The sequence below is a fragment of the Sorangium sp. KYC3313 genome (assembly GCF_052075895.1).
Classification (GTDB): Bacteria; Myxococcota_A; Polyangia; order Polyangiales; family Polyangiaceae; genus Sorangium; species Sorangium cellulosum_B.
In genome coordinates this window covers 998,961-1,013,891 of sequence record NZ_CP197255.1, presented here as the reverse complement: position 1 = coordinate 1,013,891, position 14,931 = coordinate 998,961, and the positions used below count along the sequence as shown (strand labels likewise).

The window sequence follows — 14,931 nt, the reverse complement described above, 5'->3', positions numbered from 1 at the left end:
AGCGCCGCCCTCCGCCACTCGCCCCGCTGCCCCGCGGCGCTTCGAGGCTAGATCCAGCATGGTCCTGCCCGGGTACGAGAACCAGGCTCAGGTCTACGACAGCACCAACACCCGCGTCTGCCGCGCCCTGCGCAAGGCGGACGGGGAGCCCCTCATCCTCAAGATCCTGAAGCCGCTCCGCCCGTCTCCCGAGCGGCTCGCCTGGTTCCAGCGCGAATACGATATGCAGCGCGGGCTCGAGCTGCCCTGCGTCCCCCGGGCCTATGGCCTCGGGCTCGAGCTGCAGGGCTGGACCATGGCTATCGAGGACTTCGGCGGGGAGTCGCTGGACAGGCTGCTGCGCCAGGGGACGCCGCCGCTCGCCGAGGCGCTGGACATCGCCGTCCGTGTCGTGGACGCGCTCGGGCAGCTCCACGAGCAGCGCATCATCCACAAGGACATCAACCCCTCGAACATCGTCTGGAGCGCGGAGCGGGAGCGGCTCGCCATCATCGACTTTGGCATCTCCACCGTGCTCTCGCGGGAGAACCCCGTCCTCAAGAGCCCGGACGTCCTCGACGGGACGCTCATGTACATCGCCCCCGAGCAGACCGGCCGGACCAACCGGGCGATCGATTACCGCACCGACTTCTACTCGCTCGGCGTCACCCTCTACGAGCTCTTCACCGGGGCGCTCCCCTTCCCGGCGCAGGACGCGATGGAGCTCGTGCATTGCCACCTGGCGAGGCTCCCGGCGCCGCCGCACGCGCGGGCGAAGGGCGTGCCGAGGGCGGTGTCGGACGTGGTGATGCGGCTCCTGGAGAAGGCGCCCGAGGCGAGATACCAGAGCACGTACGGCATCAAGGCGGATCTCGAGGCGTGCATCGCGGCGCTCCGCGAGACGGGCGCGGTGGGGGCGATCGACCTCGGGGCGCGCGACGTGCCGGAGCGGTTCCAGATCCCCCAGCGGCTCTACGGCAGGGAGCGCGAGGTGGAGGCGCTGCTCTCGACCTTCGAGCGGGTCGCGCAGGGCGCGCGGAGCGCCGTCGAGGGGGCGCGCGGGGCGGCCGAGCTGCTCCTCGTGACCGGCTCCTCGGGCATCGGCAAGAGCGCGCTCGTGCGCGAGCTGTACGAGCCGATCACGCGGCGGCGGGGGTACTTCATCGGCGGGAAATACGACCAGCTCCAGCGGGCGACGCCCTACGCGGCCGTGGTGGCGGCGTTCCGGTCGCTGGTGCGGCAGATCCTCGGGGAGAGCCAGGCGCGGCTCGCGGGGTGGCAGGAGGCGCTGCGCGGCGCGCTCGGCCAGAACGGGCAGGTCATCCTCGACGTGCTCCCCGAGGTGGAGGCGATCCTCGGGCCGCAGCCGCCCGTGCCCGAGCTCGGGCCGACGGAGACGCAGAACCGCTTCAACCTGGTGCTCGAGCGCTTCCTGCGGGTCTTCGCGAAGCCGGAGCACCCGCTCGTGATCTTCCTCGACGACCTGCAATGGGCCGACGCGGCCAGCCTGCGGCTGCTCGAGCGGGTGCTCGGGGAGGAGCGCCTGGCGCACCTCTTCCTGATCGGGGCGTACCGGGACAACGAGGTCGGGCCGGCTCACCCGCTCGCGATGACGCTCGCGGCCATCCGCGCGTACGGGACGGCGGTGCGCGAGATCCACCTCGGGCCGCTCGCGCGCGAGCACGTGGAGGAGCTGCTCGGCCAGGCCATGCACGCGGAGCCGGAGCGGGTCCGCCCGCTGGCGGAGCTCATCGTGCGCAAGACCGAGGGCAACCCGCTGTTCGTGAGCGAGCTGCTGAAGGCGGTCCACAAGGAAGGCTTCATCGCCTTCGACCGGCAGCGGGGGCGGTGGCAATGGGACCTCGGCCGGATCGAGGCGAAGGGCGTCACCGACGGCATCATCGATCTCATGATCGGCAAGATCCGCAGCCTGCCGGCCGCGACCCAGCAGGCGCTCAGCCTCGGCGCCTGCATGGGCAGCGAGATCGACGGGCGCGCGCTCTCGCTGGTGGCGGGCAGGTCCGAGGAGGCGCTGTCCCAGGCGCTGTTCGCGGCGGCGCTGGAGGGGCTCCTGCTCCCGGCCTCCGAGCTCGAGGTGGTCCAGGACTCGACGAATCCCTCGCTGCTCGTGCGGCATTACCGGTTCTTGCACGACCGGGTGCAGCAGGCGGCGTATGCGCTCGTCGAGGAGGCGGAGCGGCCCGCGGTGCACCTCAGGATCGGGCGGCTGCTCCTCTCGAAGATCAGCGGGCCGGAGCGGGCCGAGCGGATCTTCCAGCTCGCGACGCACCTGAACCAGGGGCGGGGGCTCGTCACGGATCCGGCCGAGCGGCTCGAGATCGCCCGGCTGAACCTGGAGGCCGGGAAGCGGGCGAAGAGCTCCACCGCCTATGCCGCGGCGCGGGAGTACCTCGCGGCGGGGCTCGAGCTCCTGCCCGAGGGCTCCTGGGGAGAGCACCACGATCTCACCGCCGATCTCCACCGCGCGCTCGCGGAGGCCGAGGGGCTCAACGGCAACCACGAGCGCGCCGAGGCGCTCACCCGGGCGCTGCTCGATCATGCGCGGACGCCGCTCGAGCAGGCCGGCGTCTACGACGCGCTGGTCAGCCATTGCACCATGGTCGGGCGGTACGCGGAGGCCATCGACGTGGCCCGGCGCGGGCTCGCCCTGCTCGGCATCGGCCTGCCCGAGCGGGATCTCGGCGCGGCGCTCGAGGCGGAGCTCGCGGACGTCGACCGCCGGCTCGGCGATCGCCCCCTCGAGTCGCTGCTGGAGGCGCCCGCCGTGGAGGACCCCGCCGGCAAGGCCGCGCTCAAGCTGCTCTCGAACGTGCTCTCGGCGACGTTCTACGTGGACCGGCAACTCTACGCGTTCACCGTCACGAAGTCGGTCGGCCTGAGCCTCCAGTACGGGCTCGCCCCCGGCGCCTGCTCGATCTTCGCGTTCTTCGGGATCGTGCTCTCGGGGTTCCGGGGCCAGCAGCTCGCGGGCTACGAGATGGGGGTGCTCGCGGTGCGGCTCGGCGAGCGGTTCAACAGCCCCGGCGACGTCTGCAACAGCTGCTTCGCCCTCGGCAACTTCCTTTTACCGTGGGTGAAGCACCTGCCGGCGGCCCAGGCGGTCAACGACGCCGGGTACAAGGCGGGGCTCGAGGCCGGGGAGCTGCGGTACGCGGGCTACATCCTCATCTACAAGCTGTTCAACCAGCTGTACGAGGGCAGGCCCCTCGCCCAGGTGCTCGCGGATCTGCCGGAGTTTTTGCACTTCAACCAGAAGAGCAAGAACCAGATCGCGATCGACATCATCCGCGGGCTGGAGCTCGCGCTCGCGGACCTCTCGGGCAGGGCCGGGGGCGCCGCGCCGGATCCCGCCGCCGAGGCCGACTACCTGGCCGCATGCGAGGCGAACCAGAGCGTGATGGCGCTCTGTTACCATCATATCCTGAAGACGCAGACGCTGTACCTGCACGGCGATCTGGCGGGGGCGCGCGCCGCGGCGACCAGGGCCGAGGCGCTCATCTCGGCCGTCACCGGCAACGTGGCGTCGGCGGAGCACCAGTTTCATCATGCGCTGTGCCTCGCGGCGCTGGCCGACGGCGCCGGGGCGGACGAGCGGCGGGCCTTCCAGGAGGCCGCCGCGGCGAGGCGGGATCAGCTGGGGCGCTGGGCGGAGGTCTGCCCGGAGACGTTCTCGCACATGCATGCGCTGGTCGGGGCCGAGCTGGCGCGGCTCGCGGGCGAGACCGGGGAGGCCATCGCGCTGTACGAGCGCGCGATCACCTCGGCGAGGGCGCACGGGTTCCTCCAGGACGAGGCGCTCGCGAGCGAGCTCTGCGGCAGGTTCTGGCTCCGGCGCGGGAAGGAGCGGCTCGGCAGGGATTACCTCGCCGACGCGCGTTATGGCTTCGAGCTCTGGGGCGCGCGGCGCAAGGTGGCGCTGCTCGACGCGGAGCTCAACCCGCCGCAGCCGCTGGCCGAGGCGCCCCTCGACCGGACGACGCTCACCACCACGAGCACCCGGCAGCAGACGTCGCGGGTGCTCGATCTGGGCAGCGTGCTCAAGGCGTCGCAGGCGATCGCCAGCGAGCTCGTGCTGGAGCGGCTGCTCACCAAGCTGATGACCATCGTCGTCGAGAACGCGGGGGCCGAGCGCGGCGTCTTGCTGCTCGCGCAGGGCGAGGAGCTCATCCCCAGCGTGGAGGCGCGCGTGGATCCGGCCGACCCGCGGGCCGCCCCTGCGGTCACGGAGCTGGATCTGGTGTCCTCCGTGGAGGGGGGGCAGTTCGCGGAGAGCATCGCGGTCTACGTGGAGCGGACCCGCGAGAGCGTGCTGCTCGGCGACGCGGCGCACGAGGGCGATTTCACCCAGAGCCCCTACATCACGCGGAACCAGACGCGGTCGGTCCTGTGCATGCCGCTCCTCAACCAGGGCAAGCTCATCGGCGTGCTCTATCTCGAGAACAACCTGGCCACGGGCGCGTTCACGCAGGAGCGGCTGGAGGTCTTGCGGCTGCTCTCGGCCCAGATGGCCGTGTCCATCGAGAACGCGGTGCTCTACGGGCAGCTCGAGCAGCGGGTCGGGGAGCGGACGGCGGAGCTGCGGAAGAAGAACGCCGACCTCGAGGAGGCGCTGCATCACCTCAAGGCGACGCAGTTCCAGCTCGTGCAATCGGAGAAGATGGCCTCGCTCGGGCAGCTCACCGCGGGCATCGCGCACGAGATCAAGAACCCGCTCAACTTCATCAACAACTTCGCCGAGGCGAACGTCGATATCGCCGCCGAGATCCTGGACGGGCTCGCGTCGAACCGGGATCTCCGGGTCGCCGAGATCGAGGATCTGGTGGTGAGCCTGAAGCAGAGCGCCGAGAAGATCGCCGAGAACGGGCGGCGCACCGACGGGATCGTGCGGGGGATGATGCAGCACGCGAGCGGCGGCACGGGGGAGCGCCAGAGCGTCGGGCTGAACGGGCTGCTCGATCAGTACGTGAGCCTCGCCTACCACGGGATGCGGGCGCAGAAGCTCGATCTGAACGTCATCATCGAGCGCGATTACGACGCGGCGGTGGGCGCGATCGAGCTGGTGCCGCAGGAGATCGGGCGGGTGTTCGTGAACCTCCTGACGAACGCCTTCCACGCGTTGCGAGAGAAGCAGCGCTCGACGGCCGGGCCGTACGTGCCGACGCTGATGGTGAGCACGCGGCGGCTCGGGCGCGAGGTCGAGATCCGGGTGCGCGACAACGGGGTCGGCGTCCCCGAGGCGCTGCGGGACAAGATCTTCCACCCGTTCTTCACGACGAAGCCCACGGGCCAGGGCACGGGCCTCGGGCTGTCGCTGAGCTACGACATCGTCCAGGCCCACCGGGGCACGATCCGGGTCGATGGCCAGGAGGGCGAGGGCGCGACGTTCATCGTCGCGCTGCCTGGCTGAGAGCGGCGGTCACCCGCTTCGGATACGGGCCCATCTCGACGTTTTCGGTGCTCAGCGCACTGGAGTGCGCTTCCGCGCCGAAAACGCCGATCTGGACCCGTCTCCTGTGCGGGTGACCGCCGCTCTGCGACGCTCGAACCAGGCTCAGCTGAAAACCGCTCTATTGCGGGGCGGATCCCTGGGGCCAGCGCCGCGCGAAGACGTTGTTGTCCCAGGCGACCGCGATCTCCGCGCCGCCTCCGAGCGTCATCCCTATCGCCTCGTAGATGAGCCGCGTCCCCGGGACATAGCCGAGATCCTGGAGCGCCTCCGGGACCGGGTCGAGGTCCCAGCGGACCAGGTAGACGCCCTGCGTGCCGAGCCGATGAGCGATCATGCGGCCTCGGGCGAACGTGGTCCCGTCGGGGCGCAGGGTGGTGACCGAGTACTCGCCCGCGAAATCTCCCGGCGGGCCGCTGATTTTGACTCCGGTCTCGCGCGCGAGCTCCCCCTCGTAGAGGGCGAGGGCGAAGGTGCCGTGGACATCACCCGTCTGGAGATCGAGGCGGAAGAGGATGACGCCGCAGCTCGTCGGCGTCGGCTGCTGCGGATCGGAGATCTGAACGATCGGCATGAGGGGTCCTTACCCTGATCCTGCGTGCGCGGGGTACACCGCCGAGCGCGGAGGCGCAGGATCGAGGCTCGAGTGTGAGGCAGCGCTCGAGATCCAGTCTGAACGGCACCGCGCAGCGGGCTACGCCGGCCGCAGGATCTGCCGCACCGAGTCCACGTCCGCGACCCGGTGCAGCACAGGCTGGAGCCCGGCGCCCGGCGCCTCGCCGAAGGCGCCGCTCGCGGCGACGGCGCGGGCGCGCGGGCCGTCGAGCACGAGGAACACGTCCCTCAGGCCCCCGGTGCCCGGCGCGTCGATCACGTCGACGATGCGCGAGCGATCGAGGTGCAGCTCCTCGTCGCCCCGCTGGATGAGCACGCGCCGATCGGTGATGAGGTACCGCGTCCGCGCCGAGAGCCGCGCGGGGCGCACCACCGACATGTAGAGCATCGCCGCGCCCGCGGCGACGAGCAGCACGATCGTGAGCGAGAGGGACGCGACCAGCGCCACGAAGGAGACGCTCTCCGGATCCATGCCCGCCGCGGTCACGATGCGGATGCTGCGCACGGCGTGCACCGCCGTGACCACCGCGAAGCCGCCGAGCAGCACGCCGAGCAGCACCGAGCCGACGCCGCGCAGGCCGCTCGGGAGCCACTTGTGCCAGCCGTCGGCCGGGTGCGCCGACCAGAGCACCCGCTCGCCCTCGTCGAGGCGCTGCGAGAGCAGGCGGTGACCGTCGCCCGCGGGCGCCGACGGGACCACGCCCCGGAGGATCGCCCAGACGCGATCCGGGGCCACGACCCCGGTCAGCACGATCGACAGCCGCCGCCGGAGGGCGCCGGTCGGCACCGCCCTGACGAGCTCGAGGTCGCCGACGCCGGGGTGCTTCGGGTTCCAGTGGATGCGCGCGTAGCTGATCGACCGCCGCTCGATGGAGCGCCGGAGCTTCCCGCGCTGCACGACGATGTGCCGATCGGTGAGCATGTACTCCAGCTCCGAGCGCCACCAGCGCGGCAGGTAGCTGAACGCCACCGCGAGGCTCGCCATCCAGGCCGCGAAGGCGAGCAGCTGGTTCGGCGACGCGTCGAGCGCCTTGCTCACGACGACGGCGGACGCGGTGCTGATCGCGGAGGTCACGCCGCAGACCGCCGCGCCCACGAGGTAGAGCATCGGCGTCGCGACGACCTTGGGACGCCCGGACCAGAGCACATGCTCATCGAACACCGAGTCACGCATCTCGATGGATCCTCCGTCCGGGGTGAGCTGGCCGGCGCCGCCCCCGCGCGCGAGGGCGACCACGTTAAGGTGAACCTGCCGGCCGGGGTCGTAAAGGGGGCTCTCGCCATCGCCCGCTGTGCGCTGTACGACCAGAGCGCCCTCGGTGACCACGCGCACCACGCGCACCACGCGCACCACGCGCACCACGCGCACGCGCGGCCGTCCAGACGCTGAAGCGCGCGCCGCCTCGGCTCAGCGCCGCTGCGGCGCCGCGAGCTTGCGCAGGCGCCTCAACGTCTTCAACGTCTGTTCCGATTCCCTCTCGCACTGCGCCCGCCGCACCTTCGCCAGCGGCAGCCAGTGATCGTTCCCCGGCGCCCGGGCGATGTAGGACTCCCACGCGGCCACGGCCTGCAGGTAGGCCTCCGCGCGCGCGGCGCCGAGCTCGGCGCTCCGCGCCGCGGCCCAGTGGCCGAGCGCCGCGTACCAGGCCTCGTCGTGGGCAGGCACGTAGAACCAGCCGGCGCCGTTGATCTGCTGGTCGGCCCGGTCGTAGGTCCTCGCGAGCCGGATGTTCTCGATGCCTCCCTCCAGGTCGCCGGACCGGTCGAGCGCCACCGCGAGCCCCCAGAGCGTGGTCACGCCGTAACGGACCATATCGAGCGACCCGAGGGTCGAGAGCGAGGCGCGGTACCCCTCGACCGCCGACGTGACGTCGCCAAGCGCCATGTAGGCCTCGGCCTGGTTGGCCAGCAGCAGCGCCCGCGAGACCGCGTGCGGCTCGAGCACCAGCGCCTCGTCGTACGCCTCGATCTCGTCCGTGTACCTGCCGAGCCGCGCGTAGCAGACCGCCAGCGCGTGCCACGCGTCGGCCCGGAAAGGCGCCGGCGGCTGGAGCCGCAGGAGCCCCTCGAGCGTCGCGACGGCGCCCTGCACGTCGCCGAGGTGCTCCAGGATGTCGGCGTAGCGCAGCCGCACCGAAGGGGCGCGCGACGTCGCCGCGCCGGCGCGCTCGTACAGGGCGCGCGCCTCGCGCAGCCAGAGCGGGCCGATCTCCTCGACCCGCTCCAGGAGCGGCGAGCGCCGGAGCTGGTCGTACCGCGCGAGGAGCGCGTCCGCCTGGGAGATGAGCTCCTCGCGCTCGTCCGCCGCCGGATCGAGCGCGCGGGACCAGACGGTCGGCGCTGCGTGGAGGGGCCCCGCCGCGAGCGCGAACGCAAGGAGCGCCGCGACGCCCGGCGGGCGCGAGCGCCGCGGCAGGGGCGACCGCCGGGGCGGGGGCGATGGCCGCGTCACCGCGCCCCTCCCGCGCTTGGCCGCGGCGCCGCGCTCCGCTCCTGCGGGGCGCGCGCGGGCCGGTGGCCTCCGCCGCCGGCGCCTCGCCGGAGCGCGTCGAGGCGCGCGCGCGCCGCCGGGGCCCACGGCCCCTGGCCGCCGGCGCCCGACAGGTACGCCTCCCAGCGCGCGATCGCGGCCCCCGTCATGGCCCGCTCCAGCGCGAGCGCCTCGAGGGCGAGCCTGTCCTCCGGGACCGCGAGGTACTCGACGGTGCGCAGGCGCGCCGCCGCGCTGGCGAGGTCGTCCGCGGTCCGCTCGCGCGCGGCCGCGCCGGCGCTCCGGTCTTCCGCGCGCCCGCGCGCACCCTCGCCGCGCGGGCGCGCCGGCTCCAGCGCGGCCGCGTCGCCTTCGAGCGCGGCGTCCGCCTGGGCCTTGTCGCCGGAGCGGTCCAGCGCGAGCGCGAGCGACAGCGTGACGTCGCGGGCGAGCTGCGTCTGCGCGCGCAGGCGCGCCTCGCGCAGGTAGGCGATCGCCTCGTCGAGGTCCCCGCGGGCGGCCGCCTCTCCGTGCGCGTCTCTGTGCGCGTCTCTGTGCGCGCCGGCGGGCGGCCTCGCGCTCGCGCCGGCGACGGACGCCGCGCCCGCGGTGGCCATCGACAGGTGCGCCGCCTCGAGCAGCACGAGCGCGCGCTGGTCCGCGGTCCCGAGCAGATCGATCCGCGGGACGAGCGCGCGGTAGATCGCGATCGCCTCGCCGCGCTTGCCGGTGCGGGCGAGCGAGCGCGCGAGGTCGTGCATCGTCTGCGGATCCTCGACGCTGCGGGGATCGACGCTCCGCGCCCGCTCGAAGGCGCGCGCGGCGTCCTCGGGCGAGCCGAGCGCGAGGGCGGCGCGGGCGATCAGGACCTGCGGCGCCGCGTGCCCCGGGAGGAGCTGGTCGGCGAGGCGCGCCGACTCGCGCGCCGCCCCGGCGTCGCCGCCGAGCTGCGCATGGCCGCGCGCGAGCAGGTCGCAGTAGCGCGGGAGCTCAGGCGCCCGCGCGCGCTCCCAGACGGTGGGCCCCCGTGCGATGGCCCGGCCGGATCGCGCCGCGCACTCGGGCGGACGCCCCGCCGCCGCCGCGGCGGCGACCAGATCGCCAGCCTGTCCGGCGCGCGCGGCGAGCGGGAGGACGAGCAGGGCCGTGAGCAGCAGCGGGCCGAGGTGCACGGCGAGAGTGTACCAGGGAGGCGCGCTGGAGGCTCACGCCGGGGCCGGCGGCGCAGGGCTGCGATCCGGTTGATCGGGTGGGCGCTGGTCCGTTATGGTGCCCGAGGTGACAGCGTCGACGGGGGGCGTTCGCGGGTCGTGTTTCGCTGGACTCCGCAGCCTTGGAGCTTGAGGAGGATCGACATCATGGGCGAGGTAATTCGCAAGGATGCGCCAGCGGACGACATCATCGGTGACGTGCGCGCGACGCTCCACAGCGCTTCTGCGAAGGGCGGGCCCCTCCGGGAGCTCGCCGAGCAGCGGCTCGTGCCCGTGCTGACGCTCTTCGACGGGGTGGAGGCCCAGCGCAACGCCGCGCGCTCCGAGGCGGAGCCGCTGCTCGCCAAGGTCGAGGCCGAGTCCGCGCGCGCCGACGACGCGCTCGGCAAGGTCGCCGACGACGTCTGGAACGCCGTGGGGCGCCCCTCCGCGGATCCTGCGCTGTCGATCCTGTTCCCGGGCGGCGTGGCCTACTTCGCCGACGACGAGGACGGCGATCTCACGGGGCAGCCGGATCGGCTGGAGGTGCTCGCGCAGCTGCTCGGCTCGGGGATCCACCCGAAGCTCAGCCTGGACAAGGCGCAGGCCGCGGCGGCCGAGGTGAAGTCGGCGGCGGCGGCGGTGCGCTCGACGGTCGAGGCGACCCGGCTGCCGCTGGAGCGGCTGAGCGTGCTCGACCGCATCCGCGCCTCGGTGGCGAAGAGCGCGCACATCGAGCTGGTGCACCTGAAGCGTCTCTACAGGGCGGCTGGCTTCAGCGAGGCGGAGATCCACGCGGTCATCCCGGATCGCGGCCGGGCACGGCGCCGCCTGTAGCGCGCCGCGCCCCTCGGCTCACGGGCGGGGGTACGGGCTGGGCGCGCCGAAGCCAGACGGCGTGCTGCGGCCGTACACCCCGTAGTAGGGGGAGACGGCGGGCGAGTAGGGCCCGTTGGCGCCGAAGTAGACGGGGCCGTAGGAAGGCGCGTTGCTGGCGAAGCCGCCCCCGTAGTTGCCGTAATTGCCGTAGTTACCGTAATTGCCGTAGTCGATGTAGCTGCCGTAGGTGCCGTAATTGCCGAAATAGGGGACGCCAGGCGGATAGCCGCCCTCCGGAATGTACGGGCTGCCGATGAGCGCGAGGAGCGACGTGGCGAACGAGAGGTTCCGCTTCGTGGCGCTCAGGACCTCCGGGACGAGGTGAGAGAGCCCCGGGTGCAGCTCGGGCCCCACGATGGCCATCTGCTCCTGGAGATGGGCGAGGAACTCCCGGTGTCGATAGATCTGAACATTGACGAACGTCCAGTCGAAGCTGGGCCCCGCGAGCCCCGTGAGCTGCTGCTGATCCGCCGCGCCCTGCTCGATCAGCGCCAGGCTGATCTCGTTGTCCACCGGCGCCATGCCCATCTGCGTGAGCGCGAGCGCGAGCTGCTCGCTCGTGGCGGTGTGATGATCGAACAGCGTCTGGGCGAGCTCGAAGACGTGCGCGTCCGACGCCTTGGCCCGGGCCAATTGCGCGTCGCTGATCTCGAGCGCGTTGAAGGCGGCGAGCACCGCGGCGAGCTGCGGCATGGTGAGCGAGAAGGCCTGTGAGGTGGACTCGACCGCCTCCTCCGAGCTGTCTTCGTCCGCCGCCACCAGAACACCGTCTCCCGCCGCGACGGAGCACGCGCTGGTCCCCGCGAGCGCGAGGGCTGCCATCCATGCAAAACGAAGAGAGTCGACTCGAATGTTCATAATTCCCCCATGTCATTGACGGAAGCGGGGCCGGCGCTGGAGCGCTCGGCGGTGATGCCTGGCCCGCCCCGTCACGTATCTTGAACTGTTGTTGGGAGACGCAAGCCGCGAGAACATCAAATAGGCAATTCTCACCAGCGCGCAGGATCGGCTGAATCGTCCGTGCCGCGCGACGGACCGGCGCAGAGGTGCCACCTCTCGACGTCGATGAACGGACGCGGGCGCCGCCCGGGCGGCGGCGCTGGAATCCCCGCGCGAGCGCGGGCGGGGGCCGGGAGCGGCGCTGTCGGAGGATCAGCGTGGTGCCATGTCCGAGCTCGACGGAGAGCGCAGGACGGAGTTCGCCGCTTTGCTGGAGGACGGGCCCGGAGTCGGGCGCTCGGTCCCCGTCACCTGGCCGCCCAGGGGGAGAAGGACGTCAGTCGGAGCTCCTGGCCGGTTTGCGGGCCAGGACGCCGACGGTGCCATAGTAGACACCCCACGCCGACGGATCGGCCGCGAACCGGGCGTAGCCGTCGAGATCTTCCGCGCTGACCCGCCCTGTCGCGAGGTACCTGTGCTGGAGCTGGGTGGCTGAGAGGCTCATGATCTCGGACAGCGGGTGACCGCCCGGGCACAGCGGCACCTCGTTCTCGACAGCCTCGATGGCGAGCCCTCGCGACGTCAGGATCGCGGGAAGGCGCAGGCCGAGGCCGGGGTCCTTGCCGTCGGCCTCGAACATCGCGAGGATCGACCGATTGACCCGATCGAATGCCTCGATATCCGGACCGGAGGCGCCCCTCGCCGCGGTGAAATCCGGCTCCTCGAGCACCAGGTGGCCGCCGGGCTTCAGCGCCGCGAGCATGGCGTCGAGGAGATCCTGGAAATCCGCGTTGTGGACGAGCACGTAGCGGGCGTGCACCAGATCGAAGCGCGCCCCGTGGAAGTCGAGCTGGCGGATGTCGCCCTCGATGATCCGGACGCCCGGCGGCGGAGAGGCGTCCATGAACCCGACATCGAGATCGACCGCGACCACCTCGCCCTCGAGGCCCACGCGCTCTGCCATCCAGCAGGCGATCGACCCAGCGCCGGCTCCCACCTCGAGGCAGCTCCAGCCGGGCCCCATCCCGGACGCCTTGAGAAGGCGCCGGCTGCCGGGGTCGAAGAAGCCCTCAATCCGCCGCAGACGCTCCAGCTCTCGCGCACGCTCCGAACCCGCAAACACGTAGCTGTCCTCGGCCATAGGAATGGACAGAATAGTCGATGCCATCGAGGAAAAGCGAACTTCTCCCTGCCCACGAAGATCTCTCGCCGAGGCGTCCGTGCCAGGTGAACGATGGCGCGCCGGCCGGCGTCAGGCGTTATTCGTGTCCTGACGGTATATCGGCGCTCGATCGGGAGCGGCCCGATGCGCCGTTCCGGCGTCGTCTCGATCCCGAGGGCCGGATCCGGCCCCAGCATGACGAGCGCGGGACGCTACGCCGCCAGGCTCCGGAGGCGGCCTTCGCGCGCACGGGCGCGTCCGCATCGCCGGCGGCTCGGCACGAGCCGCAAACGCAAACGACCTGGGAGACACATCATGCGAAGCATGTTTCTGGTAGTCCTGACCGCGCTGCCGCTCATGGCCTGCGGGGGCAATCGAGGCGGAGAGGCGGCCTCGCCGGCGCCCGCACCGCCGGGCGGAGAGACCCCGGGAGCGCCCGAGAGCGGGACGCCCGGCACGGGTACGATGCCTGAAGGTGGAGGAGAGATGGGAGAGCCGGGCGGAGGCGCCCAGAGCGGGCAAGGCACCCAGGGCGGCACGCAGGAGTGGGGCAGCGGCACCCAGCGCAGGCCGGGCACCGGCGGCACGCCAGGAGGCACGCCAGGAGGCACGCCGGGCACCGGCGGCACGACGGGCGGCTCGCCGAGCACGGGCGGCACGCCGGGCACGGGCGGCACGCCGGGCGGCGGATCTATCGCGCCGCCGGGCGGCGGAACCGGCGCGCCGGGCGGGACCAGCACGCCGGGCGGCGGCAGCGGCCAGCGGGGCGGCACGCCCGGCGGCGGCAGCAAGAGCGGCGGCTCTCACACGCCGGGCGGCGGCTCGGGCCAGTAATCATCGAAGCTGAACGTCCGGACGAGCATCCCGCGGGACGAGACGGCGGGTCATCGCCCGCTGCGGTGAGCCGAGGTCCCGCCGCTCAGGCGAACGCGTTGCGCCGGACGATGGTCGCCTCGCGGTCGGCGCCGACCGAGACGACGTCGACCGGAACGCCGGTCTCCTTCTCGACCATCTCCACATACTGCCGCGCGGCCGCGGGCAGCTCCGTCATGGAGCGGGCGGCGTCGATCGGCTCGCTCCACTCGGCCACCGTCTCGAGCACCGGCTTGGCCGTCGCGATGTCGTCGATCGGGAACTCCCGCGTGCGGCCCGACGGCGTGTCGTAGGCGACGCACACCTTGAGCTCCGGCATGCCGGTCAGCACGTCGAGCTTGGTGAGCGCGATCCCGTCGAGGCCGTTCACCCGCGCCGCATAGCGCAGCGCCGGCAGGTCCAGCCACCCGGTCCGCCGCGGCCGGCCGGTCACCGAGCCGTACTCGCCGCCGACCGACCGGAGCCGCTCGCCGAGCGGGCCGTCGAGCTCGGTGGGGAACGGCCCCTCGCCCACGCGGGTGCAGTACGCCTTCGCCAGGCCGAGCACGCGGCGGATGCGCGTCGGGCCGACCCCGGCGCCGACGCACGCGCCCCCCGCGATCGCCGACGACGACGTCACGAACGGGAACGTGCCGTGATCGATGTCGAGCAGCGTCCCCTGCGCCCCCTCGAGCAGCACGCGCTCGCCGCGGCGGAGCGCGCCGTCGATGAGCTGCGACGTGTCGGCGAGCAGCGGCGTGATGCGCTTCGCCAGCGGCGTGAGCTCGTCGAGGATCGCGTCGAGCGACGGCGGCTCGCCGCCCAGGGCGCGCAGCGTCGGCGTCCACGCCTCGAGCGAGCGCGACACGAGCTGCGCGAGCCGCTTCATGTCGCGCAGATCGCCGAGCCGCGCCCCGCGCCGCGACGCCTTGTCCTCGTAGCAGGGGCCGATGCCGCGCTTGGTCGTCCCGAGCCGCACGCCGTCGGCCGCCGCCGCCTCGCGGAGCGAGTCGATGAGCGGGTGGAACGGCAAGATCAGGTGCGCGCGATCCGACACGAACAGCCGCCCCTGCGTCGAGCAGCCCCGCGCCTCCACCGCGTCGATCTCGGAGACGAGCACCCCGGGATCGACCACCATGCCCTGCGCCATCACGCAGCGGGCGTTCGAGCGGAGGATGCCGCTCGGGATGAGCCGAACGATGAGCTTCTCCCCGCCCACCACCAGCGTGTGGCCGGCGTTGGGCCCGCCGGCGTAGCGCACCACGAGGTCGGCGCTCTCCGTATAAAGGTCGACGACCTTGCCCTTGCCCTCGTCGCCCCATTGTGCGCCGACGATCACGATCGCGGTCATTCCGAAGCTCCTCTTGAATCACGTGGC

The 14,931-nt window shown here is 72.5% G+C and carries 10 protein-coding genes; 3 read left to right on the top strand and 7 right to left on the bottom strand.

The features are described 5' to 3' along the window. Positions 1 to 58 precede the first annotated feature (58 nt). Positions 59 to 5,407, top strand: a complete 5,349-nt coding sequence (locus ACSRUE_RS03980) for an AAA family ATPase (RefSeq protein WP_441289852.1) — start codon at positions 59 to 61, stop codon at positions 5,405 to 5,407. Positions 5,408 to 5,567: 160 nt separating this feature from the next. On the opposite strand, the gene ACSRUE_RS03975 is transcribed toward ACSRUE_RS03980, so the two are convergent. The 4 genes from ACSRUE_RS03975 to ACSRUE_RS03960 form a co-directional block, all read right to left on the bottom strand. Continuing rightward, positions 5,568 to 6,020 (bottom strand): hypothetical protein, encoded by a 453-nt coding sequence (locus tag ACSRUE_RS03975; protein ID WP_441289851.1) that lies wholly within the window; start codon positions 6,018 to 6,020, stop codon positions 5,568 to 5,570. A 120-nt stretch (positions 6,021 to 6,140) separates the two neighbouring features. Then, on the bottom strand, positions 6,141 to 7,430 hold the full coding sequence (locus ACSRUE_RS03970; RefSeq protein WP_441289850.1) for a hypothetical protein: 1,290 nt from the start codon (positions 7,428 to 7,430) through the stop codon (positions 6,141 to 6,143). Positions 7,431 to 7,469: 39 nt separating this feature from the next. Then, positions 7,470 to 8,513 (bottom strand): tetratricopeptide repeat protein, encoded by a 1,044-nt coding sequence (locus ACSRUE_RS03965; RefSeq protein WP_441289849.1) that lies wholly within the window; start codon positions 8,511 to 8,513, stop codon positions 7,470 to 7,472. Then, complete coding sequence (locus tag ACSRUE_RS03960; RefSeq protein WP_441289848.1) at positions 8,510 to 9,703, bottom strand: hypothetical protein; 1,194 nt, start codon at positions 9,701 to 9,703, stop codon at positions 8,510 to 8,512. Before ACSRUE_RS03960 ends, ACSRUE_RS03965 begins: the two co-directional genes overlap by 4 nt. 186 nt (positions 9,704 to 9,889) lie before the next feature. Between ACSRUE_RS03960 and ACSRUE_RS03955 the strand changes: the two genes are divergently transcribed. Then, positions 9,890 to 10,558, top strand: coding sequence for a hypothetical protein (locus ACSRUE_RS03955; RefSeq protein WP_044967360.1), 669 nt, complete (start codon positions 9,890 to 9,892; stop codon positions 10,556 to 10,558). Between the two features lie 18 nt (positions 10,559 to 10,576). On the opposite strand, the gene ACSRUE_RS03950 is transcribed toward ACSRUE_RS03955, so the two are convergent. Continuing rightward, positions 10,577 to 11,422, bottom strand: a complete 846-nt coding sequence (locus tag ACSRUE_RS03950) for a DUF4142 domain-containing protein (protein WP_441289847.1) — start codon at positions 11,420 to 11,422, stop codon at positions 10,577 to 10,579. Between the two features lie 454 nt (positions 11,423 to 11,876). Next, positions 11,877 to 12,563 carry a methyltransferase domain-containing protein gene (locus ACSRUE_RS03945; protein ID WP_441289846.1) on the bottom strand — a complete coding sequence of 229 codons (687 nt, stop codon included), beginning with the start codon at positions 12,561 to 12,563 and terminating at the stop codon, positions 11,877 to 11,879. A 453-nt stretch (positions 12,564 to 13,016) separates the two neighbouring features. On the opposite strand from ACSRUE_RS03945, the gene ACSRUE_RS03940 reads away from it, so the two are divergent. After that, entirely contained in the window at positions 13,017 to 13,535 is a 519-nt protein-coding gene (locus ACSRUE_RS03940; protein WP_441289845.1) for a hypothetical protein, read from the top strand. Between the two features lie 85 nt (positions 13,536 to 13,620). Here ACSRUE_RS03940 and ACSRUE_RS03935 read toward each other — a convergent pair whose 3' ends face one another. Next, positions 13,621 to 14,904, bottom strand: coding sequence for an adenylosuccinate synthase (locus ACSRUE_RS03935; protein ID WP_437762728.1), 1,284 nt, complete (start codon positions 14,902 to 14,904; stop codon positions 13,621 to 13,623). Between the last annotated feature and the right edge of the window lie 27 nt (positions 14,905 to 14,931).

What these genes read in the sequence shown, in the direction of transcription:
- ACSRUE_RS03935 (WP_437762728.1), bottom strand. Translation starts at nt 14,904, where the DNA reads ATGACCGCGATCGTGATCGTCGGCGCACAATGGGGCGACGAGGGCAAG.
- ACSRUE_RS03950 (WP_441289847.1), bottom strand. Translation starts at nt 11,422, where the DNA reads ATGGCAGCCCTCGCGCTCGCGGGGACCAGCGCGTGCTCCGTCGCGGCG.
- ACSRUE_RS03955 (WP_044967360.1), top strand. Translation starts at nt 9,890, where the DNA reads ATGGGCGAGGTAATTCGCAAGGATGCGCCAGCGGACGACATCATCGGT.
- ACSRUE_RS03980 (WP_441289852.1), top strand. Translation starts at nt 59, where the DNA reads ATGGTCCTGCCCGGGTACGAGAACCAGGCTCAGGTCTACGACAGCACC.
- ACSRUE_RS03975 (WP_441289851.1), bottom strand. Translation starts at nt 6,020, where the DNA reads ATGCCGATCGTTCAGATCTCCGATCCGCAGCAGCCGACGCCGACGAGC.
- ACSRUE_RS03945 (WP_441289846.1), bottom strand. Translation starts at nt 12,563, where the DNA reads ATGGGGCCCGGCTGGAGCTGCCTCGAGGTGGGAGCCGGCGCTGGGTCG.
- ACSRUE_RS03940 (WP_441289845.1), top strand. Translation starts at nt 13,017, where the DNA reads ATGCGAAGCATGTTTCTGGTAGTCCTGACCGCGCTGCCGCTCATGGCC.